Origin of the sequence: Sphingomonas sp. Leaf5, from assembly GCF_001421155.1 — a bacterium.
Taxonomy (GTDB): Bacteria; Pseudomonadota; Alphaproteobacteria; order Sphingomonadales; family Sphingomonadaceae; genus Sphingomonas.
Window position 1 is genome coordinate 83,944 of record NZ_LMJZ01000025.1, and the last position, 26,032, is coordinate 109,975.

23 protein-coding genes are annotated in these 26,032 nt (G+C 65.1%); 12 read left to right on the plus strand and 11 right to left on the minus strand.

Translation table 11 applies throughout. The features are described from left to right. Nucleotides 1-46: 46 nt before the first annotated feature. Entirely contained in the window at nucleotides 47-883 is an 837-nt protein-coding gene (locus ASE50_RS17605; protein ID WP_082439103.1) for an NADPH-dependent F420 reductase, read from the minus strand. A 17-nt stretch (nucleotides 884-900) separates the two neighbouring features. Here ASE50_RS17605 and ASE50_RS17610 point away from each other — a divergent pair, with 17 nt between their 5' ends. From ASE50_RS17610 to ASE50_RS17640, 8 genes are all read left to right on the plus strand, one after another. Further along, a complete protein-coding gene (locus ASE50_RS17610; protein ID WP_056403711.1) occupies nucleotides 901-1,263 on the plus strand; it encodes a winged helix-turn-helix transcriptional regulator in 363 nt (120 codons plus the stop codon). 255 nt (nucleotides 1,264-1,518) lie between these two features. Further along, nucleotides 1,519-2,364, plus strand: a complete 846-nt coding sequence (locus ASE50_RS17615) for an alpha/beta fold hydrolase (RefSeq protein ID WP_235512425.1) — start codon at nucleotides 1,519-1,521, stop codon at nucleotides 2,362-2,364. A 4-nt stretch (nucleotides 2,365-2,368) separates the two neighbouring features. Then, nucleotides 2,369-3,505 (plus strand): PAS domain-containing sensor histidine kinase, encoded by a 1,137-nt coding sequence (locus ASE50_RS17620; protein ID WP_056403715.1) that lies wholly within the window; start codon nucleotides 2,369-2,371, stop codon nucleotides 3,503-3,505. Between the two features lie 75 nt (nucleotides 3,506-3,580). Beyond that, nucleotides 3,581-3,955 carry a response regulator gene (locus tag ASE50_RS17625; protein ID WP_056403718.1) on the plus strand — a complete coding sequence of 125 codons (375 nt, stop codon included), beginning with the start codon at nucleotides 3,581-3,583 and terminating at the stop codon, nucleotides 3,953-3,955. Between the two features lie 249 nt (nucleotides 3,956-4,204). Next, the gene (locus ASE50_RS18400) at nucleotides 4,205-4,378 is read left to right on the plus strand and encodes a type II toxin-antitoxin system ParD family antitoxin (RefSeq protein WP_082439104.1); all 174 of its coding nucleotides are present in this window, start codon (nucleotides 4,205-4,207) and stop codon (nucleotides 4,376-4,378) included. Nucleotides 4,379-4,603: 225 nt separating this feature from the next. Further along, a complete protein-coding gene (locus tag ASE50_RS17630; RefSeq protein WP_056403721.1) occupies nucleotides 4,604-4,852 on the plus strand; it encodes an ion channel in 249 nt (82 codons plus the stop codon). A 247-nt stretch (nucleotides 4,853-5,099) separates the two neighbouring features. Beyond that, nucleotides 5,100-6,473 carry a hypothetical protein gene (locus ASE50_RS17635; RefSeq protein ID WP_056403724.1) on the plus strand — a complete coding sequence of 458 codons (1,374 nt, stop codon included), beginning with the start codon at nucleotides 5,100-5,102 and terminating at the stop codon, nucleotides 6,471-6,473. A gap of 331 nt (nucleotides 6,474-6,804) precedes the next feature. Continuing rightward, on the plus strand, nucleotides 6,805-7,389 hold the full coding sequence (locus ASE50_RS17640) for a hypothetical protein (protein ID WP_056403727.1): 585 nt from the start codon (nucleotides 6,805-6,807) through the stop codon (nucleotides 7,387-7,389). Between the two features lie 626 nt (nucleotides 7,390-8,015). On the opposite strand, the gene ASE50_RS17645 is transcribed toward ASE50_RS17640, so the two are convergent. Both ASE50_RS17645 and ASE50_RS17650 read right to left on the minus strand, forming a co-directional pair. Continuing rightward, nucleotides 8,016-9,956, minus strand: coding sequence for a PAS domain-containing sensor histidine kinase (locus ASE50_RS17645; protein WP_200909464.1), 1,941 nt, complete (start codon nucleotides 9,954-9,956; stop codon nucleotides 8,016-8,018). Between the two features lie 48 nt (nucleotides 9,957-10,004). Then, complete coding sequence (locus ASE50_RS17650) at nucleotides 10,005-11,024, minus strand: GAF domain-containing protein (RefSeq protein ID WP_056403730.1); 1,020 nt, start codon at nucleotides 11,022-11,024, stop codon at nucleotides 10,005-10,007. Nucleotides 11,025-11,236: 212 nt separating this feature from the next. Here ASE50_RS17650 and ASE50_RS17655 point away from each other — a divergent pair, with 212 nt between their 5' ends. After that, the gene (locus ASE50_RS17655) at nucleotides 11,237-13,156 is read left to right on the plus strand and encodes a PAS domain-containing sensor histidine kinase (RefSeq protein ID WP_056403734.1); all 1,920 of its coding nucleotides are present in this window, start codon (nucleotides 11,237-11,239) and stop codon (nucleotides 13,154-13,156) included. Between the two features lie 2 nt (nucleotides 13,157-13,158). Next, nucleotides 13,159-13,536, plus strand: a complete 378-nt coding sequence (locus tag ASE50_RS17660; protein ID WP_082439105.1) for a response regulator — start codon at nucleotides 13,159-13,161, stop codon at nucleotides 13,534-13,536. Between the two features lie 129 nt (nucleotides 13,537-13,665). On the opposite strand, the gene ASE50_RS17665 is transcribed toward ASE50_RS17660, so the two are convergent. Both ASE50_RS17665 and ASE50_RS17670 read right to left on the minus strand, forming a co-directional pair. Further along, the gene (locus ASE50_RS17665) at nucleotides 13,666-15,138 is read right to left on the minus strand and encodes a DUF389 domain-containing protein (protein ID WP_235512426.1); all 1,473 of its coding nucleotides are present in this window, start codon (nucleotides 15,136-15,138) and stop codon (nucleotides 13,666-13,668) included. A 102-nt stretch (nucleotides 15,139-15,240) separates the two neighbouring features. Continuing rightward, nucleotides 15,241-16,941 carry a GH39 family glycosyl hydrolase gene (locus tag ASE50_RS17670; RefSeq protein ID WP_056403737.1) on the minus strand — a complete coding sequence of 567 codons (1,701 nt, stop codon included), beginning with the start codon at nucleotides 16,939-16,941 and terminating at the stop codon, nucleotides 15,241-15,243. A 211-nt stretch (nucleotides 16,942-17,152) separates the two neighbouring features. On the opposite strand from ASE50_RS17670, the gene ASE50_RS17675 reads away from it, so the two are divergent. Further along, nucleotides 17,153-18,421 carry a PQQ-dependent sugar dehydrogenase gene (locus ASE50_RS17675; RefSeq protein ID WP_235512427.1) on the plus strand — a complete coding sequence of 423 codons (1,269 nt, stop codon included), beginning with the start codon at nucleotides 17,153-17,155 and terminating at the stop codon, nucleotides 18,419-18,421. A gap of 32 nt (nucleotides 18,422-18,453) precedes the next feature. Here the strand turns inward: ASE50_RS17675 and ASE50_RS17680 are convergent, their stop codons facing one another. The 6 genes from ASE50_RS17680 to ASE50_RS17705 all read right to left on the minus strand — a co-directional run bounded on the left by ASE50_RS17680 (nucleotide 18,454) and on the right by ASE50_RS17705 (nucleotide 24,809). Beyond that, the gene (locus ASE50_RS17680) at nucleotides 18,454-18,858 is read right to left on the minus strand and encodes a hypothetical protein (protein ID WP_056403938.1); all 405 of its coding nucleotides are present in this window, start codon (nucleotides 18,856-18,858) and stop codon (nucleotides 18,454-18,456) included. A 334-nt stretch (nucleotides 18,859-19,192) separates the two neighbouring features. Further along, nucleotides 19,193-19,804, minus strand: coding sequence for a TetR/AcrR family transcriptional regulator (locus ASE50_RS17685; protein WP_056403740.1), 612 nt, complete (start codon nucleotides 19,802-19,804; stop codon nucleotides 19,193-19,195). A 132-nt stretch (nucleotides 19,805-19,936) separates the two neighbouring features. Then, on the minus strand, nucleotides 19,937-21,589 hold the full coding sequence (locus tag ASE50_RS17690) for an alkaline phosphatase D family protein (RefSeq protein ID WP_056403743.1): 1,653 nt from the start codon (nucleotides 21,587-21,589) through the stop codon (nucleotides 19,937-19,939). A gap of 26 nt (nucleotides 21,590-21,615) precedes the next feature. Next, nucleotides 21,616-21,888 (minus strand): hypothetical protein, encoded by a 273-nt coding sequence (locus tag ASE50_RS17695; RefSeq protein WP_056403746.1) that lies wholly within the window; start codon nucleotides 21,886-21,888, stop codon nucleotides 21,616-21,618. 75 nt (nucleotides 21,889-21,963) lie between these two features. Further along, on the minus strand, nucleotides 21,964-23,571 hold the full coding sequence (locus ASE50_RS17700) for a glycoside hydrolase family 43 protein (RefSeq protein ID WP_056403748.1): 1,608 nt from the start codon (nucleotides 23,569-23,571) through the stop codon (nucleotides 21,964-21,966). Continuing rightward, nucleotides 23,568-24,809, minus strand: coding sequence for an MFS transporter (locus ASE50_RS17705; RefSeq protein ID WP_235512428.1), 1,242 nt, complete (start codon nucleotides 24,807-24,809; stop codon nucleotides 23,568-23,570). Before ASE50_RS17705 ends, ASE50_RS17700 begins: the two co-directional genes overlap by 4 nt. A 207-nt stretch (nucleotides 24,810-25,016) precedes the next feature. Between ASE50_RS17705 and ASE50_RS17710 the strand changes: the two genes are divergently transcribed. Further along, entirely contained in the window at nucleotides 25,017-26,018 is a 1,002-nt protein-coding gene (locus ASE50_RS17710) for a LacI family DNA-binding transcriptional regulator (protein ID WP_268794949.1), read from the plus strand. Nucleotides 26,019-26,032 lie beyond the last annotated feature (14 nt).

Consider the following 26,032-nt stretch of genomic DNA (forward strand, 5'->3'; position numbering starts at 1 on the left):
CTCTGGTAGGTGAATGGCTATTGGAATGGAGCGGTTCGGGCGGCGTTTACATATTAATGGCGCGGACGAGGCGGACGCCCCAGTCCTCGTCAGGGTTCGTGGTTCCGTCACCCAAGCGTTCCTGCATAACCGCAACCGCCAAGTCCCGGCGCTTAGGAAGCCTGTCCTTCTCCGCAGCGTCGAGAGCCGCAGGAATTTCGGCGAGGGTCAGGTCGGTGCAATAGACTGGCGCGCCGGCCTGTTGACGCCACGAGGCCGCTAGCGAGCCGGCATCAAAGGCATCCAGGCCCGTATCGCTGACCAGCGCCATCGTGATCTGCCGATCGCGCTCACGATCTGCTGCAACGGGAATGGCGATCCGGTCCGGTGTACCTGCCGGCTTGCCCTTCTTCGCGAGCGACGCGGAGCCAATCGCATTCCATGCCTTTGCGACCGGGCGGCCAAGTTGCTCAGCCACCCACACGCTTTCGACCTTTCCGTCTTCGATCGCCTGGATCTTGGAGTCCCGGAACGGGTAATAGTTGGAGGTGTCGATCACGACCGTCTCGTCAGGCAGGCGAGCCACCGACGGTGCAATTTCGGCGATACGGTTGAGAGGTATCGAGAGGATGACGACCTCAACGTCGGTTAGCGCGTCCTCCGTCGTCACGGCGCGGGCGCCGGCTGACAGGAGCTCGGGATCGATCGTCTCGGGCCCGCGCGAGTTGGCGACCTTCACCTCATGGCCCGCCGCGCTCAACCTGATGACGAGTGTCTTGCCGATGTGCCCTGTCCCAAGAATGCCGATCTTCATGTGTCGTCCCTCTGCGATCGTTGCGTCGCACCGGGAATTATGGTCAAGTGCCGGAAGCGACAAGAACCCACTAAAAGGTGGGCTACCCACCTAAAGGTAAGTGAGCCTTGCAGCGTGACTGGCAATGCGAGGACCCACAGCAGCAGCTTGTCTGGGCTGCTGCCACGAGCGAAGCCCTCCGCGTCCTGGAGGGCAAGTGGAAGATGGTGATCATCTTCCAGCTATTTGCAGCAAGGGCACCGCTGCGCTTTTCAGAACTCGAACGACGTGTCGAAGGCGTGAATCAGAAGATGCTGATTCAACAGCTCAAGGACTTGGAAAAGGATCGGATTGTGACCCGTACGATCTATCCGCAGGTTCCTCCCAGAGTCGAATACGCGCTGAGTGAGATAGGTCTGGCGCTCGGACCATCGATCGAAGCTCTGATCGACTGGACCTTCATGCGGCGAGAAGCGACACCGCCAACTTAGACGGGCAAAGGTTTGCTCTGACATTCTGATTTTAGCTAGTGGATCGCATAGCTGACGAGCGGTCAGGTCGGGCGAACCGAACGTTTCTCAAAACAGCATCCTTTTTGAGAATGCGGGTAGTGTCACAACCGGTCGGCTGTGACACCGTGGGCTTTCAACCGGGTCTGACCTGTGTCGTGATCGATAATGCCGTGCTAACCTATCGGCTCGCTGCTCGCGTTGCCGCCTGGCCTGAGCGTTTTGTTCTTACCGCTGATGGGATTGCGCCTGCCGATGCTCGCCTCCGAGATGACCAACACCCGCGACTTCAACGCCACGGTCCAAAGGCGGTTGAATGCTCACACGCGTGGTGCTGGCAAGCGCACGATGATGTTCGCGCACGGCTTCGGCTGCGACCAAAATATGTGGCGCTTTGTCGCACCGGCGTTCGAGGACGGGTTCCGGACGGTACTGTTCGACTATGTCGGTGCCGGCGGCTCCGACCTGTCCGCCTTCGACCCTGACCGATATTCGTCGATCGACGGCTATGCGGATGATGTAATCGAACTGGCGCGGGCGCTCGGCATCACGGGTGGGGTGTTCGTCGGTCATTCCGTGAGCGCGATGATCGGCTTTGTCGCCGCCCGACGCGCCCCGGAGCTGTTCTCGACGCTGATACTGGTTGGGCCATCGCCCTGTTATATCGATGACGCGGATTACACGGGTGGCTTCACGCGCGATCAGATCACCGAACTGCTGGAGTTCCTCGACAGCAACCATCTTGGCTGGTCCGAGGCGATGGCGCCGGTCATCATGGGCAACGCTGATCGGCCGGAGCTTGGCGAGGAACTGACGGCGAGCTTCTGCCGCACGGATCCCGAGATCGCGAAGCGGTTCGCGCGCGTGACCTTCATGTCGGATAGCCGCGGCGATCTTGGCCCGATCGACGCAGAGGTACTGATCCTGCAAAGTCGGGATGATGTCATCGCGCCACAGGTGGTCGGTGAGTATGTCCACAACGCCATTCCCGGCAGTGAGTTTGTGGTGCTGGACTCAACCGGTCATTGCCCGAACATGAGTGCACCGGAGGCGACGATCGCTGCGATCAAAGCCTTTGTCTGACACGGTGAACGAGACCGTCGCGGCCCAGGCGGTGGCGCTCGACTTTGAGGATCTGTTCGAGACCGCGCCATGCGGCTACGTGCTGGCCGATCGGGACGGGCGTATCACCCGCACGAACCGGACGCTGCTCGGTTGGCTTGGCCATGCCGACGACGCGCTGGTCGGCAAGCGGCTCTCCGACCTGATGCCAATCACCGGCAAAATCTTCTACGAGACCCACTTCGCGCCGACGCTGCACATGCAAGGCCGCCTGAACGAGGTTGCGATCGAACTCGTCCGGCAGGACGGCAAGCGCATCCCCATGCTGGTCAACGCCGTGGCGAGCCACAGCGGCGACGAGGCGCAGCCGCGACTTCGGTTCGCCATGTTCCTCGCGGCGGAACGTCGCGGATACGAGCGCGGCTTGCTGGAGGCGCGCAACAAGGCGGAGGCCGCCGTCGCCACCCAAAGGGCCGACGCCGAGTTGCGCGAGCAATTCATCGCGGTGCTGGGCCACGATCTGCGCAACCCGCTCGCGTCGATCTCAAGCGGCATCCATATGCTCGACAAGGAGAGCTTCACCGCGCGCGGCAAGAAGGTGGTGGCGCTGATGGCGGGAAGCGTGGTGCGCGCCAGCGGGCTGATCGACAACGTGCTCGATTTTGCGCGTGGGCGCCTTGGCGGAGGCATAGCGCTGACCCGCAACACCAATGAGCCGCTGGAGCCCGTCCTGCGTCAGGTGGTTGCCGAACTGCAATCGGTCACGCCCGGCCGGGAGATCACCGCCCACTATACGCTCGATGAGCTGGTCGACTGCGATCATATCCGCGTCGGTCAATTGCTGTCCAATCTCCTCGGCAACGCCCTCACGCATGGTGCAAGGGAGCAGTCGGTGCGGATCGAAGCGACGACGACTGACGATGAACTGACCATCGCCGTATCGAACGGGGGCGAACCGATCCCGCCCGATGCGATCGAGCGGTTGATCCAGCCTTTCTTTCGCGGCCATGACCGGGTGCGGCAGGGTCTGGGCCTAGGGCTCCACATCGCGTCGGAGATCGCTCGCGCGCACGACGGCACGCTGGTCGCGCGGTCGGATACGATTGCTACAACATTCATCTTTACCATGCCGCTGCTACGTCGGAATCATTGCTCGGACTGACGTGCACCTTTCACCTGTGCTCCAGCGTTGTGGAGCAATGATCATGACCGGGCAGACCCGGGCGGAGAGCCGGGAATGCCAGATACCAATTTTATTGCGACCGTGCTGGTCGTCGAGGATGATACGCTGGTGCGGATGCACGGCACGGACATCCTGGAAGATGCCGGATACGAAGTCTTCGAAGCAGCGAATGCCGACGAGGCGCTAACGATCCTGAACGAGCAGCGGGATGTACATGTGCTCTTCTCGGATGTTGACATGCCCGGCAGCATGGATGGCTTGGACCTTGCCCGCCTGGTGCATGAGCGCTGGCCCCATATCCATCTTCTGCTGACCTCGGGCCACCATCCGTTGCAAAGCGCGGACATGCCGGACCGGGGCAAATTCGTCCGCAAGCCGTGGTCATCGGAGGTGCTCGTCGAGCGTATCCGGGGGTTCCTTCACGCTTGAGTCGGCTGGGCCGCACGGGTTGTGTCGCGAGCATCTTTCCGCGACTCTTTTTACGCCTGCATCGCATCCGCCAACGCGATCCGGCGCTGCAAATCGGCGGATACGGTGGTGCCGCACCATCGCGTAGCAGCGTGGGCAGCATCCTGACCAAGTTGCCTATCATGCGCTCCCGAGGCGATCACATCCCGCTATGCCGCTGACGCGATTGGCCAACATTGACAATCGGCCTGGTCCTGACGAAGTCGTGGCATGCCAACGCCAACCCGTAATATCGCCCTTACGACCGAGCTGGATGCCTTCATCAAGGCACAGGTTTTGTCGGGCCGGTACAGCAGCTCGAGCGAGGTCGTCCGATCCGCGCTGCGCCTTCTCATGAACGAAGCGGATGCGCGTTTCCAGGAAAGCCAGACCCATGTTCGCTAGCGCCGCTGTGAACGCTATGCCCCTTATCGGAGGCGGTGAGATGGGCCAGCTGGTCCGCGACACCGACTGGTCGGCCACGCCGTTGGGCGCTTACGCGGACTGGCCCCAGTCGCTCCGCTCTTCGCTGTCGCTGGTCCTCAACACCAAAGGCATTGCGGCCTTATACTGGGGGCGGAGCAGTGGCTCCTGTATAACGACGCCTAAACGAGCGCGGTTGCGCTCGGTTTGTTCACGCTGTCTGGTCTCGAGATCTGGTTCTACGCCGTCGTCTATCTCCTGATCGGTGCGACTGCCACGCTCCAGGACACGCTCTACTTCTCTACGATCACCTTTGGCGCCATCGGCTTCTCGGACGCGCCGCTCGCGGTGCCGTGGCGAATCGTGGGAGCGATCGAGGGCATTAATGGTGTTCTGCTTCTCAGATGGTCCGTGGCGTTCCTCGTCGCCGAGCTGCAGCGTGTTCGGCACCGGTGAAACCCTTCGCATGTCCGTGACATTGAGGCGTTTGGAGCCGGGGCGCGGGTCAACAAGAGGCTGAGGTCGGCAGCGCGCTACCTCCTGAAATCGTCCAGTTGATGGGTGAAGGCGGGGCCCTTCCCGCCCGTGGTGAGGACCCAGAAACGGTCGTTCAACTCGCGTCAGGCCGCTCCCACTTGCGGACGTTTGTTCATCAGAGCACAGATTACCTGCCGTCAGGGACTGATCTCAAGGAATTTGGCAAGTGACGTTCGACGTTCCGCACTTTGAACGCGAGTTTGAGGCCTTCAGCGGCTCGACTTATCGGTTCTTCAACGATGGCCCGTTCACCAGCTTCACGTCAGGCGCCGCGGACGGTTGGGAAGGATACAAGCCGAAGCTAAGAGAGCGGGCACTCGCGGAACTCGGCGCGGAAACGTGGACCGAGGGGGACATCGGCAGCGGCAAGATGGTCGACGGCGCCATAGCCGCGATCGAAATCAAGGGCACCGACCAAACGCGCAATAATCTCGTCTCGTGGGAAGGACGCTACGGTCCAGGCTCAGCGAGCCATGCCTCCCTCGTTTCGGCCCGGACTAATCCGCAGCGGCGGCGAGCGTTCGAACGGTGGCTGTGGGATGCCTTCCGCATTGGTAGCCAGCCAGACGAACTGTTCGAGCGCCTGCGCGAACTGGCTGGTGACGGCTACGCGGACTGCCGTGTCACTGCGTGGGCGGCAAACGATCAACTGGTTGTTCCCGGCTTCTTTCGTCACCGCTACCTCAGCCCGTCCTGTCGTATCGCGACCATCGGCAATGTCGACCGCAGCGACGAACTGGATCAATTCTACACGAAGGCCGATACAGCCGAGCTTTGCTACAGCGTCTTTCGCGCCCGCTACGGCACCCTGCGGCATCAGATGATCGATCCGTGCGCTGGCGGTGGAGCCTTCTATTCGCTCATGCCATTCGGAAGGCTCGGTATCGACCTCGACCCGAAATGTGCCGGGGTTTTTGCCGCCGACTTCCTCGAGCGGAGTCTGTCCTCATGGCTCGATCGAGGCAAACCGGTCGCGGTTATCGGTAACCCGCCATTCGGGCGAGCCGCCAGCATTGCCCTCAAATTCATCAAACATGCCGCGTGCTGCCCCGACGTCGAGGTGATCGCATTCATCCTGCCGCTCTCGATCCGCAAGGCTGGAATCCAGAAACACATCGACGCCAACTTCGATCTCGTGTGCGATCGACGCCTGCCGGCGAATTCGTATGTCTTCCGGGGCCGGGATCACGATGTACCGACCGTCTTCCAGATCTGGGAGCGCAAGGCGACGCCTCGTACGGTCCCCATCCTGCCAAAGATCCATCCGGATTTCTGCTTCACTGACCAAGCGGACGCGAACTTCGCGATCCAGCGCAACGGCTCTCATGCCGGTCGCGTGTGCGACAAGGACCTCGCGAAGCCGGAGGGGCATTACTTCATTCGTGGTCGGGTGCGCAGCAGAATGGAGCGTGTCGACTTCTCGCCCTTCTACCAGAATGTCTCGGGCCCGCGCAGCCTTTCCCAGGGAGAGATCGTGCTGGCCTACACCAAACAATTCGGAGGCGGATCCGAACGATCGCGCCGATCGAAGTCGAGGTGATCCCGGCAGTAATGGCGCGCGCTTGGCGCAGCGGTCCAAGCGGTTCGCGGCCGTCGCATAAGCGACGGTTGAAGAGAACTTCGTTCGCTCGAGTGAATGTAATCCGAAGGATGAAATCAAGAGCGGCGAAGGCCGAGTGTATCGAGCCCCGAATAGTTGTCAAGACGAGTTCGTCGTTAACAGCGTGACGGGGCTCACGGGCACGAGGAACGTGCCCGCGTCGCCAGCAGGCGACGATGCGCAAGCGGTTGGAGCGGTGCGCTCGAAGGTCATTCGACGGATGAAATTCGGCAGCGGCTGCCCACGCCGAGCTTACGCCAAGGATACTACCATGTTTCTTCAAACGATCGATGCGCACGACCGCCATCAGGTGCTCATCGATGATCGCAACGGCTTCTACCTTCTCTTCGCGGATACGCACGATGTCGGGCTGGGCCGGCCGTTCACGCCGCACTGGGTGGCGGAGATGTCGGATCGGAACACGCTCGAAGCGGGGATCCGGTGGTTCGTGCGGCGCCGCGACCACTGGCAGGCATGGGGTGCCCTTGCTAAGGCTGTCGGCCACGCGACGTTCGACCGGCACATGCGGGCACTCATCGCCGCCGACCCGTTCGAGACTGTTAGCGGGACGTTCGTGCACATCGCTGAGGATCCTTGCGAGATCCTGCTCGGCGAGGTGCTCGACGGTCCAAACGGCACGCGGCAGGAAGTACTGCATCGGCACCGCTTCACGTCCGCCGCCGCCCGCCGGCGCTTCTGCACCTGGTTCGACGCCGATCGCAACTGCAAAGAGATCGGTGCGATCGTGCTGCTCGGCTACCAGACAGGCGCGGTTGCGGTGGCAGCAGCCCTCGACGACATCGCGCGCGATGCAGCAGCCGCTGGCGTCCGCGCGAGGCGCAAAGCGCGCTGCTGACGCGTCGCAGGGTGCATGGGAAAGGCAGCCGATACCCCTCGGCTGCCATTTCCTATGCCGAGTGACGAGATCGCGGACGTGGGCTGCGGCTACGTAGAGAGAGCCGTTCTTCTGCAACCTTGTCAGTTCATCCATGCGTGAAAAGCACGGGATGTCGGTCGGCCCTTGGTTATTAATTCCAAGACCCGACGTTCGGCATGACGGCTGGCGGACATCAGGCTGCGCTCAAATCTGGCGATCGGCTGCGGCGAGGCGTCTCACAACGATAGGGACGAGGGTTCACGCAGGCAAGAAATTTACGTGATCGACAACCTCGCTTGCCTGGTCCCAACTAGGCACGTTTCGCCTTTGAGGTGGAACGGCAAAGTGCTACGAAACCGCTACGATCGATTGGGCGCGCGCCTTTTAAGTATCTGATTTTGCCGCCGTGCAGCAACTGCCTGCACCTCCCGTAGGGGTCACCAGCGCCTGCCAGAATGGCGGAGTTGCGCGGTTGGCGGTTTCCATCGAAGCCCTACCCATCCAGGGGTGTAAAGGGTGCGCGCAACGCGATCCGCACGGACCTGCGATCAAACAAAATCTTGCACCGGCATTTTCCATTTCCGCCGGGCCATCCCGACAGCGTTTCAGCCATTCTTCGACGATGCGTCGAGCGAACGGTCGGGGCACGACACCCGTTCGATGATGGCGGCGAGTTCGTCCTTGCGGAACGGTTTGACCAAACGAGGCAGGGCTGCGTCCAGCCCGCAGACCTCGGCAAAGCCCGAGACGAGCAGAACCGGCATTTGCGGCGATCGACGGCGGACTTCCTGCGCCAGATCGACGCCGGTCATGCCGGGCATCAGATGGTCCGTGACGAGAAGATCGATCGGCGTTTCGTTCAGAACGCGGAGGGCCTGTTCTCCGGAGGCGGCCTCGACCACGTCGTACCCGAGGTCCGCCAGCATATCGGCGGTACTCAATCGGACCAGTTCCTCGTCATCGACCAGCAGCACGCGACCGCTGAACGACGTCGGACCATGATGGTCGGCGGCATCGACCTGCGTGGCCGCCTCGGCGCTCTGCGGCAGCCAAAGCTCCATGTTCGTGCCCATGCCGAGCCGGCTGCGGATGACGAGCGCACCACCGAGCTGTGAGGCGAGACCGTGGACCATCGAAAGGCCAAGGCCGGTTCCCTGACCGACCCCCTTGGTGGAGAAGAAAGGCTCGACGGCACGGGCCAGCGTCGCTTCGTCCATGCCGATACCGGTATCGGCAACGGACAGGCAGACATAGTTGCCGGGTGCCACCGCTGCCTCGTTTGGCCGATCCACGCGCCTTGCGCTCGCCGTGATCCGCAACGTGCCGCCTTCGGGCATTGCGTCGCGGGCATTCACGCTGAGATTGAGCAACGCCATTTCCAGCTGATTGGGATCGGCCAGCGCAGGCGGTAGATCGGGTTCGGTCGCCACGAAGACCCTGATTTGCGGACCGGTGGTACTGGAGACGAGATCGCCCATGCCCGCAACCAGTGTGGCAACATCAACCGGCACTGCCTGCAGCGGCTGGCGTCGTGCGAACGCAAGCAATCGCTGCACCAGCGTCCGCGCCCGTTCGGCCGACTGCATCGCGCCTGCGATCAGGCGCTGCTCGCGCTCGTTGCCGATCCCTTTGCGCTGAAGCATGTCGAGGCTGCCGACGATCGGCGTCAGCAGATTGTTGAAGTCGTGCGCGACGCCGCCGGTCAGCTGGCCCATCGCCTCCATCTTCTGCGCCTGCCGAAGCGCGTCCTGCGTCGCCCGCAACTCGGATTCCGATCGCAGCCGGTGCGAAACGTCATTCGCGACGTGGAAGGCGCCCATCACCCCGCCGGCTTCATCGAGAAGCGGCGTGTAGATGACTTCCCAATGCGGCTTGGCGAGGTCGGGATCGCCGAACTCCTCGACCGTCATATAGCTCTCACCGGCCAGCGCACGGGCCATGAAGCCGCGCATGACCATGGCCTGATCGGGCGGAAAGAGGTCGGGGAACACCTCGCCGATCTGGACGCGATGAGCGAAGATACGAAAGAATTCGTCGCTATGCGCCTTGTTGAAGGCGATCAGCCGGTAATCGTGATCGAAGGCGCAGATGGGCGAGATGGTCGCTTCGATGATGTCACGGTGGAACCGCAACTCCGCCGTCCGCTCGGCGACCTGGCTCTCGAGCGTATCGTTCCATTCGCGTAAGCGATCGTCCGCCGCGCGACGTTGGGTGATGTCGAGCGACACCCCGGTCATGGCGATGGGATCGCCGTTTTCGGCATAGGCCGGCTGCGCGCGTATCTGCACCCAGCGCATTTCCCCCGACGGCGTGATGATCCGGTATTCGATGTCGTAATCGCCGCCCGTCGCGATCGACGCGGCCACGGCGGCCTGCATCGCTTCGCTGTCGTCGGGATGCACCGCTGTGACCAATTCGGAATAGGGGAATTCGGCACCCGGATCGCGGCCGAAATTCGTGCGGCACGTCTCCGATGCCGTCAGTTCGCCGCTGACGAGGTCGAGATGCCAGGCCCCGAACCGCCCCGCCTTGAGCGCGAAATGCAGTTCGCGCTCGCGCGTGCGCGACGACGCCTCGACCGACCGGGCGGCCGCCTAGGCCAGCGCGCGTTCGATGACGAGGCCCGCGGTATGGACGACGAAGTCGACGATTTCGAGGTCCGCCGGTGCCGGGTCGCGTGGCTCGCGGTGATACATGGCGAAGGTGCCGAGGATCGCCCCCGCCGCCGATCGGATCGGCGTCGACCAGCACGCGCGCAGGTCATGGGCCAGCGCGAGATCGCGAAAATCCACCCAGAGCGGGTCGGTGGCGATATCAGTGACGAAGACGGGTTCGCCACGATCGATGGCGCTGCCGCACGACCCGACCGCCGGGCCGACCGCGATGCCGTCGACCGCTTCGTTATAGGCGGCCGGGAGGCTTGGCCCGGCACCATGACGCAGGGTTTCGCCATCCTCGCTGAGCAGCAGCACCGACCCCAGCACGCCCGACGTCGATAGCCGCTCGACCTGCGCGATGATCGCATCCAGCGTGTCGCCAAGCGGTTCGTTGCGGACGATCCGTTCGAGGATGTCGCTCTGTGCGGCTGCCAGCGCGGCGGCACGGTCCCGCGCCTCGATCAGGCGGACATTCTGGATCGCGACCGTCGCCAGCTTCGCAAGGCCCTCGAGCCGCCCGATCGTCGCGGCATCCGCAGCATTCACGTCCGACCAGTACGCGCCGAGCGCCGCGATCGGCTCGGGCTGGCCGATCGGAGCGATGGCGAGGCTGCGCACGAACGTGCTGCTGTAAAGGTCCTGCGGCACCCGCCCGTCGACCCGGATATCGGCGATGGCGATCGTCTCGCCCGACCGCATCGCCGCGCCGGAGATGCAATCCGCCGACTGGAACCGACGACCGCGCCACAGCGGCCCGATCGCGTCCTCGGCAATGTAATGGCACTGGTCGCGGTCGCGAATGATGACGGCGATCCCGTCCGCATCGACTACTGCCCGCGCGGTTCGGCGCAGCACATCCACGACTTCATCGACCGAATGCGCGCCGGCCAAGGCCGCACTGGCGGCGATCAGCAGCGATGCAGGGTCCGGGCCGTTCGAAGCAGGATTGTCGTACACACGCCTTCCTTAGCCGCTGTGCCGGCGCAACCCTATCTGATATTTCGGGAATAGACGCGGTACGATCGCCGTGATCCCGGCCGTTCTGCATCGCTTCCGGCCAAGCAGGACATCGATGCCATCATCCGGTAGCCGTCGCCGCTTCAGATCAGGGCGACGACGACAAACCTGACGACAAATATTTCTGGTTCGCTATTCGGGTACGAGGTGGAATGCCAACCGCGCCAGACCGGTGCGGCATCGCGTTCACCATCGAGCAGGACGGAAACGGCGACATGAAGTCTGGTTCGGGATGTTTCGCCGGCGGCGGGATGATGGGGGAGCGGATACGGACGCATCCGTGGGAGAACAGCTCGCTCGGTGCTTACGCGACATGGCCGCACAGTCTGCGAACCGCGGTCGGCATGATGGCCTCGTCGGGTCATGCGATGTGCATCTTGGGGGGACCGGAGCGGGTGCTCCTGTACAACGATGCCTATGCCCCGCTGCTGGGTGCGCGACATCCCGACGCGCTCGGCCGGCCCACTGCCGACGTGTGGCCGGAAATCTGGAATGAACTCAAGCCTTTGGTGGATGCCACCTTTGCCGGTGAATCCTGCGTTTTTCGCGAACAGCCGCTGACGATGACGCGCAACGGTTTCGCCGAACATACATGGTGGGATTTTGCCTATTCGCCGATCCACGGCGAAGACGGCGAGGTCGTCGGGCTGCTCAACGTGACATCGGACAGCACCTCGCGCGTCATCGCGCAGCGCGAGCGGGACGCTGCGTTGAAAGACCTGACCACGAGCGAGGCGTTCATCCGCAGCGTGTTCGCCAGTTCGACCGACTGCATCAAGATCCTCGATCTCGATGGCCGCCTGACCTTCATGACCGAAGGCGGCCAGCGGGTGATGGAGGTGTCGGACTTCAACGCCATCGTCGGCTGTCCCTGGCCCGACTTCTGGCGCGGTGCCGGCAACGATGCGGCGGTCGCCGCGCTGGAAGCGGCCCGACTGGGGGAAGCGCGCAGTTTCATGGGGCAGGCCGACACGATGGCCGGCACGCCCAAATGGTGGCATGTCGCCGTCAGCCCGATCCCGGGGGCGGACGGACAGCCCGAGCGCATCCTGTCGGTATCGCGCGACATCAGCGATCTTCGCGCGAGCGAGGAGGAGCGCGACCGCTTCGTCCGGCTGGTGGAGAACAGCAACGACTTCGTCGGCATGGCATGGGCCGATGGCAGGGTCTTCTACCTGAACGATGCGGCGCGGCGGATGGTCGGCGTCGGCGATGTGGACGCCACCGATTTCACGATCGCCGACTTCTTCGCGCCCGATGAAGCCGCGAGAGTCATTGAAGTGGCGTTGCCGGCGGTCGCGCGGGACGGGCATTGGAGCGGTGAGATCGCGTTGCGCGACTTCCAGACCGGGGAGGCCATTCCGGCGCTTTATTCGGTGTTCGCGATCACCGACGCGAATGGTGCGATGGTCGGCTATGGTACGGTCACCCGGGACTTCCGCGACCGCAAGCGCGCCGAGGACGATCTGGCGATGATGAACGGCGAACTGGCGCATCGCCTCAAGAATGTCCTAGCGATCGTCCAGTCGATCGCCAGCCAGACGCTGCGCAATGCCCGCGATACCGAAACCGCGAGCCGAGATCTCACATCCCGCCTCGCGGCACTCGGTGCGGCGACCGACGTGCTGGTCAGCAAATCGTGGCGCTCGGCCGATCTGAAGCAGCTGATCGAGCGGACCCTGGCCCCGCACGCCGCACTGGGCGACCGCATTCGGATCGATGGTCCGCGGGTGACGCTGAAGCCGGAAGTTTCGGTCGCGTTCGTCCTTGCGCTACACGAACTGGCCACCAACGCCGTGAAATATGGTTCGCTTTCCAACGACAATGGTTCGGTGTCGCTGTCATGGGATATCGATGGCAGCGACGAGGACGCGAACTTTTCGATGCGCTGGGAGGAACGCGGTGGCCCCGAAGTTTCGTTGCCGCAGCGCAAGGGGTTCGGCAGCACGCTGATCGAACGCTCGCTCCGCTCCTATTTTCGGGGGCAGGCCGCAACCGAATACCGCCCGGAAGGATTGGTATTCCAATTACATGCCCGGCTTGGTGATGCCGCGCTCGTGACCGGGAACTAAGCGTGGGCCAGGATCTGCCGATCGGCACGAAAACCATTCTCATCGTCGAGGACGAGGCACTGATCCGCTTCGACCTCATGGACTTCTTCGAGGATGCCGGCTGGCGGGTCTTCGACGCCGAGCACGCGGATGCCGCGATCGACATCCTCGACCGCCATCAGGAAATCGGCGTGGTGCTGACCGACGTGCAGATGCCCGGATCGATGGACGGGCTGAAGCTTGCACATCATGTCCGCAATCGCTTCCCCCCAACGATGCTGTTCGTCGTCTCCGGGCACGTCCGCATCCCCGAAGACCAGCTGCCACTTCAGGCTACGTTCCTGCGGAAACCGTTCGATCCGAACCGGCTGCTGGAGCAGATAGAAGGGGATCGCGGTTAGCTTTTCCGGAACGTGATCCCCGCCCCGGCTGTGGCACCGGGACGACGCCATCCTCCGGTTACATCGTTACGGACGCCGTTCGGGAACGTTGCCTTTTCCGTTGCTCGATCGGCAGCAGCCGACGACCAGTCAGGTCGTCGCCGCCCAGCCAAGGCGAAGCGCACCGCCGGGACTGCCGGCCACCGCAATACCCCCACGGTCGACGATCCCCTGTGCAACCGCGCGACGCTGGCTGGCGTTACCGCCCTCGACCGATATCTCCCGCGCCAACCGGGCCGAGCCCCATGCCGCCGAATCGAGCGGGACGCTGTCGATCACGCCCGCATCGATCGCCACGGTCGGTAACGGGGTATCGGGCGGCGGGGCGAGCCGTACCTGCCATGCCGCGAGCGTCCGTCCGGCGCGGGTCTCCAGCGCCCGGTACCCGGCCATGCCGAGCCCCGGCAGCGTTGCGGCAACGGCCTCGATCGTGCGGCTCGCCGGATCGATCCGCGCCGACGCGGCGTCGCTACCCGCAATCAGCGCAAGGTCGGCGAGCGCACGCTGCCGGTCGCGGTCGGGATCGGGCGTCGACGTTCCGGCACGGGCGATCTGCGCTGCCTCGACGCCGCCCGCGTCGGGGTCGACTCGCAACTGGTCGACGTGCAGGTCGATCTGTCGCCCCAGACGTTGTTGCAGATCGGCGGCCAGGACGCGATCGGCCTGCGGGTCGACCTTCGGGGTTAGCACGACCGCGCGGACCCGGATCGGGGTCGCGGCATAATCGATATCGAGCTGTCCCAGTCGCGAGGCGTCGGGAAACCGATCGCGGATCGTATCGCGGACTTGCCGCTGTGCGACGGCTTCGAACGCGATCTGGCGCAGGCCGGTACCGAGCGGAACCGACAGGACGCCCAACGCGACGACGAACAACAACAACTGCCAGCCGGTATGCTGCGGCGACAAATGGCTGCCGAAGCCATAGACGCGCGCGACCAGCGCGGCGGTCAGGGCGATGGTGATGGCGTTGGTCAGGAACAGCAACAGCGCCCCGGAGAACACCGTCCAGTTCCATGTCGCGATGCCGAAACCGACGACCGCCAGCGGCGGCATCAGCGCAATGGCGATCGCGACACCGACCACCGCGCCGCCCCGGCCACGGATGAGTGCATAGGCGCCCGCGACGGCCGACAGCAACGCGACGAGCAGGTCGAACAGGGTCGGACGGGTCCGCCCGGCGATCTCGCTGGTAATCGTCTGGATCGGGGACAGGCTGACCAGCACCACCGACAGCGCCACCGCGATCGCCGCACCCGCCGCCAGCGCGATCGCCGCCCGCCGGATTTCGCGGGTGTCGAGCGTGGCGATCCCGAACCCCAGGCCGATGATCGGCATCATCAGCGGCGACAACAGCATCGCGCCGATCAACACCGCGACCGACGGCATCAACAGGCCCAGCAGCGAGATCGCCGCCGATATCACGATCAGGAACGCGTATCGCCCCGTCCAGCCGGAATCCTCGGCGATCTGTCGAAGCACCGCGTCGTGATCCACGCCGCCGACCACCCACATCGACCACCAGCGGCGTGCCCTGCCCCGACCGTCTGTCGCCGTTGCCGTCATCCCGTCCGTTCTCCCGCCCGTTCGATCCATACCCATGCAACGTGCGATGCGGCATAACGTCGCACGGGCGATCCCGGCCGAACAGGAGCGGCGTCGTTGCGCTCAGCGCCCGTCCAGCGTCAGCAACGCGACGCCCTGCCGGGGTAGCTGGACGGTGATCGACCGCCCGCCCCGGCCGTTGGCGCTCGACGACACCGCCTCTTCCTGCATCTTCGAAGCGGATTCCAACCGGGCATATTGCTTCTCGTCGGGCGACTGCGGCGAACCCATTCGCTGCCACGCGGTGAAGGCGTTGGCGTGGCTGCCATCGACCCGCCATAGCCGTACCGGTCCCGCCTTCGCACCGGCGATGTCGAGCTTCACCTGCGCGACCGGACCTGCGACGTCGTCGTCGTGATAATGCCATAGCAGCACCGCGATCCGCCCGTCGGGCGTCCGCGTCGCCAGCGTGCCGATATCGGCCTGCCCGCGTACCCCATCCTTGACGACCGCATCCAGCGGCACCTGCGCGCTGCTGGTCGCGGCGATGCGTTCCGGACCCATCTTTGCGAACATGCGAAAAATGTTGAGCACCGGCAGGTCGACCCCGTTGGTCGACAATTGTCGATACCCGGCGAACCACGGTTGATCCTCGAATTCGAACGACCAGGACAGGATGCCTTCGATATTCACCTTCCGCCTGGCGGCAAGGTCCCAGATGCGCGCGAAGCTGGCGGCGGTGTAGCTCGAATACATCGTGCCGTTGCGATAGGCGTTTTGCGGACCCGGGCAGGCGGCGCATCCCTCCGGATCGCTTTCGCCGATCACGATCGGTTTGGCGGCCAGTGCCGGGAAACCGGCGACCTTGGCAAAGCCCCGATCGACGTTGCGCAAATGGGTCGACAGCCCCATGCGGACATGGCCGTCGACGAAGCTCGGCGCGCCCTTGGCATGGAAAGACAGGAAATCGGTCGAAGTCCCGGTCCGGCCGGTGACGTAATTCCGGCCGGAGGCGACGTGGCGCAGGAAGCCGTCCATGAACTCGCCCGCCACCGCGACATCGGGGCCGCCGACTTTCGCGGTCGGCAGTGCGCGCCGGACGGCGTCGATTGCGAAGTCGTGGAGCTTGTTGAATTCCTCCGGCGACGCCTGCCAATAGAATTTCGAATCCGGTTCGTTCCAGACTTCGAAATACCAGCGGTTCACCTCATCCGCGCCATACCGTTCGACGTTATGCCGGGTCCATTGATAGACCAGTTCGGCCCATTTGTCGTAACCGTCCGGCGGATAGGTCCATCCGGTCGCGATCAGCCGATAATCGAACCCCGGTCGCCAGCTATGCTGGTAAGGCGTGCCCTTCGGCGCGGTCGACAATGCCTCGGGCATGAACCCGATCTGGAGATAGGGGCGGACGCCGCGCGCCAGATAGGTGTCGATGATGTTGTCGACGATCGTCCAGTCATAGACCGGCTTGCCGTCCGGCCCCTCGGTATAGGCGTTGGTGCTGCCCCATTTGAACGCTGCCGTGCCGTCGCCGGTGCTGAGCAGGTTGTGCGCCCGGAAGAACACCTCGCCGCGCTTCAGGTCGCCCAGTTCGACCAGCAATTTGCGCCCGTCCTTCATCGTTGCGTAATTGGGCTCGTCCGCGCCGAAGAAACGCCACGCCGGCGGCAGCGGCCCCAGGGACTTGCGGGCGTCGACGGTGACCGAAACGTCGCGGACCGGCACGGGCGCAGTGGCGTCCGCCGGTCGCGGCTGCGCCATGGCGACCGTGGCGGACAGCCCTGCTGCGGCCAAAGCCGTCGGTGCGACGAAACGGATCATGGCCCTCTCCCCTGTACGATTTCGCGCGACCCGTCTCTTGCGGGCTTTGCTTCAAGTTACCTTTACTCCTACAAGGATCTGCATGACCGCAAGCGCAAAGTGCAAAACGCATTGATCGGGATCGCGACGTAGGTCGTTGACTTTGAACGGGCTACGTCGCCCTCTCCGTCCCGGCGCGGTCGTGCCCGCTCCCTTGTTCGAAAGGCGATTTGTGCTGCGATTTTCCCTGCTATGCCTCGGCACCGCGCTGTTGACCGGTTGCGGCGCTACGGACTCCGTCCAGAATGCGACCGCCTCGACGCCCCCCGCGGCCGCGCCGGTCAATTATGGCGGGTCGACGCCGGCCACGACGAAGCCGTTCAAGACCAGCACCGTCGCGACGTTCGACAATCCATGGGCGCTGGCGTTCCTGCCCGATCAGCGGATGCTGGTCACCGAAAAACCCGGTCGGCTCTGGCTGGTAACCGCGGCGGGTGCCAAGGCTCCGGTCGCCGGCGTGCCGAAGGTCCATTTCGAGGGACAGGGCGGACTGTTGTTCGTCGCGACCTCGCCGACCTTCGCACAGAACCGGCAGGTCTATCTGACCTATTCCGAACCGGGCGAAGGCGGCGACGGATTGGCGCTGGCGCGGGCGACGCTGGACGTGACCGGCGCGCAGCCGGCGTTGCGCGACGTGCAGCTGCTGTGGCGACAATTGCCGCGCGGGGCCGGCGGGCAGTTCGGCGGCTATATCGCCTTCTCGCCGGACGGGCAGTATCTGTTCCTGACCTCGGGCGAGCGGCAGCGTTTCACCCCGGCGCAGGACCCCGATCAGGCGCTGGGCAAAATCCTGCGCCTGACGCTGGACGGCAAGCCGGCCCCGGGCAACCCGCTGGTGGGCAAGGCTGGCGCGACGACGATCGGCATCATCGATCCGCCCGAAAACACCGGGGCGGCGGCAAAGGCGCCGGTGCGCAAGGCGCAGATGCCGGCCCCCAATCTGACGCCGGCCGAAACATGGTCGACCGGCCATCGCAATCCCTATGGTCTCGCCTTCGACGCACAGGGGCGGTTGTGGGAGACGGAGATGGGACCGCAGGGCGGCGACGAACTGAACCTGATCGACGCCGGCGGTAATTACGGCTGGCCGGTGGTGTCCTATGGCAAGAATTACGACGATACGCCGATCGCCTCGCCCGCCGGCAACGGTAAGTTCCATCAGCCCGCGCTCTACTGGACGCCGGTGATCGCGCCGGCGGGGCTCGCCTTTTATGACGGCCGCATGTTCCCGCAGTGGCGCGGCTCCGCCTTTGTCGGCGGGCTGGCCGCGACCGCGCTGGTCCGGATCGCGTTCGACGGCACGACCGCGCGCGAGGCGGAACGCTGGGACATGGGCGCACGCATCCGGGCGGTCATGGCAGGGCCGGACGGCGCGCTATGGCTGCTGGAGGATGGAAGCGACGGGCGTCTGCTCCGGCTGACCTCGCCACGGGCGGGGTGACGTCAGACGCTCACGCAACGGTGGAGAACCGTTCAGCCGCGGGTGGTTCGCGACGCCTGTGCCGTGCTGATGCTGGCGAGCATCGTTTCATATTGATCGGTGTTGAAGCCGGCGTCGAAGAATGCCGCGAGTTCGTGAACCGGTACGGCATAGCCGCGATGCCAACTGAGCACCGCCATGCGGCGCAACGCCTCCAGCTTCGGGTCGGCGAGATTGGGATCGCGGCGGCGAGTGCCGAAGACCCGGCCGAGCGCGATCGACAGCGGCGACGGTTCGCGCAACGACGCCATCCGGTCGCGTTGCGCCAGGGCGACGACCGACCATTCCAGTGCGGTCAGGCCGGTCGGGGTCGGTTCGACGACGACGGGCGCGGCAATGGCAGGTGCGGCGGCGGGGGTGGCGAACAGCGTGTCGCCGGAGAAATCGACATAGGCCATGAGAAATCCTCCCTTGCGTTCAAAGGCATCCAGCAGCGGGCGCACGGGGGCGACCGCCAAAGCCCCCTTTCGGAGCCGAGACGCTGGTGCGGGGACGCAGATCGCCGACGCCTGCGACGCGGAGGTCGAGCGGAAGCAGTCTGCGGGTCGTAAAGTTGATGAAGGTTACACGTACCGCCGAATTACGGGGCGGTCACGACGCGACGTCAGGTTCGGGCATAGCGGCATCCTTGCGAGCGCCGGGACACCAGTGCGATGCCCTCTTCTATACTGACCGGTATATTAAGCGGCGATCGGTCCGTCAACGCCTTTTGTACCGGTCGGTAGAATAATTCTACGAAGCCGGCCACATCAGCAGGCTGGTGTCGACGATCCGCTCAAGATCGGCGCGGCTCGCACCCGATCCGGCCTGTACCGCCATCCCCTGCACAATCGCGTAGAGATAGCTGGTCAGTCCATCGATATCGACGTGACCGGGCAGGTCGCCGTCGCGCTTGGCCTGTTCGAACCGCTCGACCAACGCCGCCTGCGACGAGGCGCGGCGCTGCATCACGTCGGCCTTGATCGACGCCGCTTCGGCACCGCACGCGGTCGCGCTGATGACGCCGAGGCACCCTTTCGGATCGCAACTGCTCATCTGCGCAGCGATTGCGCCGCGCATCAGCCGTTCGGCCACGCCACGCGCGGTCGGCTGTCGCAGCGCCTCGCGCATATATTCCAGCTTTTCGGATTCGTAGAGTTCGAGCGCCTTGTGGAACAACGCTTCCTTGTTGCCGAACGCCGCGTACAGGCTGGGTTTGGTGATCCCCATCGCCTCCGTCAGGTCGCTCATCGAAGCGCCTTCATACCCCTTCGACCAGAAGACGCCGAGCGCGGCCGCCAGCGCTTTGTCGACGCAGAATTCGCGGGGCCGCCCCTTGGCGGCAATCGTCAACGTCTTTTCCATAACGGACGGTACATATTCTATTCGGGCCGTTGCGCAAGGGGAGCCCCGATCGACGGGTGCCGACAAACCGCCGTCGATCGGCAATCCGCCCTGATCCGTCAGCGGCGCTCCGGGGCGGGGCGCCGCCGATCGTCAGGCAGTCTCGATCCCCAGCGCCCGGTCGAGGGTGACGCGGTGGCGGGCGACGACCTGCCGGTCGAACGGTTTGGCCATGACCGTCGACACCGCAACATGCTCCGCGACTGCGGCATCGGGGGTGAGCGTCAACAGCGTATAGCCCTTATGGTCCTGATCGCAGAACACGACCTCGCGGTTCGCCTCGGCGATATACTCGCCGATACCCGGCAGCACCGCGCCGAACGACGGGCTGGAGATCGCGGTGCAGCCGAATTCTGCTGCGACCAGCTGCCCACCATCGTCGTACAGATCGTTCGACCATGCGGCATGGCTGTCGCCCGCCAGCACGATCGGCCGGCTGCCCGCCCGACGGAACGACTGGTACAGCCGTTCGCGCGCCGGCGGATAGCCATCCCACGAATCGAGGTTGAACGGCGCGCCCGCACGATAACCCGCAATCGCTGCCGTCATCCGCGCCCGCCACGCATCGGACAGCTTCGCCATGGTTGCCGCGAACCGTTCGGCTCCCATCAGCTTCGGCAGGTCCGGTCCGTCGATCCGCGCCATCACCACCTGATTGCCGAGCAACTGCCACGGCTTGCCGGCCTGCACCGACCGGGTCATGGTCTCCTCCAGCCAGCGTTGCTGGGTCGCGCCCAGCAATTCGCGGTCGGGCCGGGCACGCGCGGCAAGGACCGCCGCGACCTCGTCGGGTTCGCGGGTGTCGCCCTTGAACGCCACCTGCTGCGACCGGGCGAGCAACCGCGTTTCGACCATCGCCAGCGTGGCGAGGTCGCCGAATTCGAAGCTCCGATAGATCGCCTCGCGCCCCAATCCGCGGCGTGATTCGCGGATCGGCATCCATTCGAAATAGGCCTGCATCGCCACGGCCTTGCGCGCGCCCCAGTCGCCCTCGGTCGCGGGATCGTGGTTCTCGGCACCGCCGACCCAGCCGTCATTGGCGACTTCATGATCGTCCCACACGCAGATGAAGGCGGCGCGGGCATGGGCCGCCTGCATATCGGGATCGTGCTTCACCTGCGCATGGCGGCGGCGATAATCGTCGAGCGTCAGGATCTCGTGCGACGGATCGGGCAACCGGTCGAGCTTGCGCCCGATGTCCGCGCCATAGCCGTCCGCGCCATATTCATAGATATAGTCGCCGAGATGGACGACCGCGTCGAGCCGCGGCAGCGCCGCCATGTCGGCATAGGCGTTGAACAGCCCGCCCGGATATAGCTGACACGACGCCACCGCGATCGTCAGCCGCTCGACGCGCCCCCTGGGCAGTGTCCGGAACCGCCCGACCGGCGAACGCGCCCGGTCCGGACCGGCGAACCAGAACCAATAATCGCGCCCCGCTGCCAGTCCCGACACCTCGACCTTCGCCGTATGGTCGGCCGCCGCCCGCGCGATGACTTTACCCGAGCGGAGGGGCTTCGCATCGGGGCCGTCGGCGACATGCCATTCCAGCGCGACGTCGCCTGCCCCGTCCGCGACCGTGGCGCGGGTCCACAATACCGCCCCGTCCGCCGCCGGATCGCCACTGGCGACGCCATGGTCGAACCGCGCCGTGCGCGCGGTCGCCGCCGTGGCGAACCCCGGCAGCGCCAGTCCCGCGCCGCTGCCCAGCAGTGCCAGCGCCCCGCGCCGTCCGATCGTCGTCATGTGAAGGTTCCTGTTCGTAAAGGGGATCAGAAGCGCGCGGTGAGTTGCGCGCCGTAGAGGCGCGGTTCACCGGGGATGAAGGTTGGAATACCGAAGCCGCCGCCGGTATTGCCGGCGTCGGGCAGACGGGCGGCGTCGAAGTTCGATCTCGGGGCAGCGAGAGCGGGGTCGGTGCCGGTCCGTTCGCCTGGCACGGCTTTGGCCGGCGTGGCTGCGCCGGCGAAGGCAGTGCCTGCGCCGGTCAGCGAGCCGAAGACCGGCAGGCGCGCGTCGAGTGAGCCAAGCGAAACCGAAACCATGGATGCCCCTGTTGAAGTGGGCAGACCCTTGGCGACGGTTGATGAAGCTCCAGCGACGTCGGCGTGACGCGGGTGTTACAGATGCCGGTTTAGCGCGTTCTCGCGATAGGCGAAGTAGCGGAAATCGGCGGGCGTGCCCTGCCCCGACATATCCTGACACGCCATGCCGACGAACGTGCCGGTGAAGTTCGGCAGGCCGGTGATCGTTGCTTCGTCGGACAGGAGGCTGGCGTCGAACACGTCGTCCAGCCATTGCCAGTCGGCCAGTCCCGTCGCGCGGAAGGCGAAGCGCAGCGTTTCGTGGTCGACCTCGGCACGCAGTTCGATCGGGCCGGCGGGTATGGCGATCGGCACGGAGGTGCGGCTGCGGCCCTCGCCGATCGGTTCGACTGACAGGACCTGCAACCGGCGCTGTCCGGCATCGTCGGCGGTCAGGTGCAGGAAATGGAATTTGGTCGAGTTGTAGTAGCAGACCAGCCCGGCCGCCTGCTGAAAATCGGTCGGGGTGAAGTCGACCTCGGTCTCGGCGGTGTAGCAAAAGGCCTGTTGCCGGCGGGCGACCAGCGCCTGTTCGAAATGGCTGCCAATCGTTTCGCGGCCGTGGAGGCGGAGGTGGCCGGGCCGTTCGGTCAGGCTGAACAGGCGGTCGGGATAGGGGGTGCGCAGCCACTGGAACGGTTCGGGCAGGTCCGGGCCGTCGAACCTATTGCACCGGTCGATGGCGGGCGCTTCGGTTGCGACGCCCGGCACCGCCGCCTCTGGCAGCGCGGGACGCAGCCAGCCGTCCGCGCCCCATGTCATCGGCTGGATCGCCGTTTCGCGGCCCAGCACGCAGCGGTCGCTATCGGGCAGCGGACGGCCGCATAGATAGGCGAGCCATGTCTCGCCCGCCGGTGTCTCGACCAGATCGCCATGACCGGTGCGTTGCAGCGGCAGGTCGGGCCGGCCGCGCGCGGTCAGGACCGGGCCGTCGGGATGGACGTCATAGGGGCCGAACAGGTCGCGCGAACGGGCCATGACCACGGCATGGTTACGCTCGGTACCGCCTTCCGCGACCAGCAGGTGATACCAGCCGTCCCGTTTGTAGAGGTGCGGCCCTTCGGTAAAACCGAGCGATGTCCCTTCGAAGATGGTGCGGCGTTCGCCGGTCAACCGCCCGGTGGCGAGGTCCATCTGCTGCACCACGATGCCGGCGAAGCGTTTGCGGTCGGGGCGGTGATCCCACAGCATGTTGAGCAGCCAGCTGCGCCCGTCGTCGTCATGGAACAGGGCGGGGTCGAAGCCGCTGCTGTTCAGATGCACCGGATCGGACCAGTCGCCGTCGATCCGGTCGCTCCACGCCCAGTAATTGTGGAAATCGCGCAGCGACGCGCCCTTCGCGCCGTTCACGGTGGTGCGGCCATATCGCTTCACGTCGGTGAAGATCAGGTGGAAGCGGCCGTCGGCATAGCTGAGGTCGGGTGCCCAGACGCCGCAGGAATCGGGGTTGCCGCGCATGTCGAGCTGGCCGGGGCGGCGCAGCGGCCGGGCGACGAGCCGCCAGTTGGCGAGGTCGCGCGAATGATGGATCTGCACGCCCGGAAACCATTCGAAGGTCGAGGTGGCGATATAATAATCCTCGCCGGCGCGGACGATCGACGGGTCGGGATTGAACCCGCGCAGGATGGGATTGCGGATGGTCATACGGACTTTCGTATCAGGGTCCACAGCAGCGCGGCACCGACCAGGTCGAGCAGCCCGAGCAGGACGAAGAAGGGTTGATAGCCGACGCTGTCGACCATCGAACCCAGCACCAGCGTGAAGATCAGCACGCCGAGATTGGCGGCGGTGCCCGATACGCCGGTGGCGGTCGCCACCTGATCCTGCGGGAACAGGTCCGATGTCATGGTGATGACGGTCACCGACAACGTCTGGTGCGCGAACCCGCCGAGACAGAGCAGCGCGACCGCCGCCAACGGGCTGCCGACCGTGCCGACGAACATCATGCCGGTCATCAACACCGCGCCCAGCGTGAACGCCCAGCGGCGGGCATCGATCAGGTCGACCCCGCGCCGCTGCAACCATGCGACGACCGCCGGACCGAACAGGCAGCCGAGATCGGCGGCGAGGAACGGCAGCCATGCGAACATCGCGATCTGCGTCAGGTCGAACTGCCGTACCTGCACCAGATACAGCGGCATCCACAGCGACAGCATTCCCCATACCGGGTCCGCGAGAAAGCGCGCGGCAGCGATCGTCCACAGGTTGCGCCGGCGCAGCAGGTCGCGCAGCGGCGGGCGGCGGCGCTGTTGCGCCAGTGCCGGCTCCTGTCCGCCGAGGATCAGATCGCGTTCCTCCGCCGATACCGCGCGATGCTGGCGCGGCGGGGCATACCATGCCAGCCATGCGCAGACCCAGACCAGCCCCAGCCCACCGGCGACGAAGAACGCCGCCCGCCAGCTATGGTTGAACACCGCCCATGCGACGAGGACCGGTGCCAGCACCGCGCCGAACGACGCGCCGATCTGATAGATGCCGCCCGCCACGCCGCGTTCGCGCGCGGGAAACCATTCGGCGACGACCTTCATCCCCGCCGGCTGCGCCGATCCCTCGACCAGGCCCAGCGCACCGCGCAGCGCGGCGAAGCCGAACCATCCCGCCGCCAGCCCATGGCCCATGGTGATGAGCGACCAGACCGCGACGAACAGGGTGAAGCCGATCTTCAACCCGATCAGGTCGAGCAGATAGCCCGCCACCGGCTGGAACATGATCCCGAACTGGAACGCACCGGTGATCCACGAATATTGCGCGGATGATATTCCCTGTTCGGTCATGATCGCGGGCGCGGCGACGCCGAGGATACTGCGGGTCAGGTAATTAATGACCATCGCGCCGACGAACAGCGCGATGATGGTCCAGCGCACCGATTTGAATCGCGCCAACTTACCCCTCCCGGTAACGTTACCATCTTTTCGTAGGCGCTTCCTGTCGGGTAGCGCAAGCCCGATATCGGCGCTTGCCGGGCGTAGTCCGGCAGCGATACGGTGCGTCGACAGACGACCGCGTATCGCGCGGCGTCGATCGGCCGTCGCCATCCGCAATCCACAGCAGAGAAACGCTTGACCCACCCCCCGCGCCGACGTCGCAGCGTGACGATCATCGATGTCGCGAAACACGCCGGGGTGTCGCCGATGTCGGTGTCGCGGGTCATCAACGGCGACAGCGGCGTGCGCAAGGAGACGCGAGCGATCGTCGACGATGCGATCCGCGAACTGAACTACACCCCCAATCTGATGGCGCGCAGTCTGGTGACGTTGCAGGAGATCCGCATTGGCGTGATCTATTCCAACCCCAGCGCCGCGTTTATGAGCGATTTCCTCGCCGGCGTTTTCGAGGAGGCATCGAACCGTGCGGCACAGTTGATCCTGCTGAAGGGGCAGGCCGGCAGCGCGCCGACCGCCGACGCGGTCGGGCGGTTGCTCGGCTCCGGGATCGGCGGCGTGATCCTGGCCCCACCGCTTGGCGAGGCAGTAGGCTTGCGCAGGATGCTGCATGATGCCGCATTGCCGGTGGCGGTGGTCGGCGCGGTCGCCAGCGACGCGATCTCGGTCGGGATCGACGATCATGGCGCAGCGCGCGACATGACCCGCCACCTGATCGCGCTGGGCCACCGCCGGATCGGCTTCGTTGTCGGCAATCGCGGGCAGCAGGCGAGCATTGCCCGGATCGACGGGTTCCGCGCCGCCATCGCCGATGCGGGCGACGTCACGGCGACGATCGTGCATGGCGATTTCAGCTATGCGTCGGGCCTGATCGCGGGCGAGCAACTGCTAGGGTCGGACGATCGCCCGACGGCCATCTTTGCCAGCAACGACGACATGGCGGCGGCGGTGGTTTCGGTCGCGCACCGCCGCCACCTCGACATCCCTGCCGATCTGACCGTCACCGGTTTCGACGACAGCACGGCAGCGGTCACGCTGTGGCCGCCGCTCACCACGATCCGGCAACCGGTACAACAGCTTGCCGCCGAGGCGCTGCAACTGCTGATCCGCGAGATGCGCACCGGTATGCCGCTGCCCGCCGGGGAACGGTTGCGCGTGCTCGAGCACGTCCTGGTCGAACGCCAGTCGACAGCCCCGCCACCCGGCTGAGGTCGGGCGGCGTC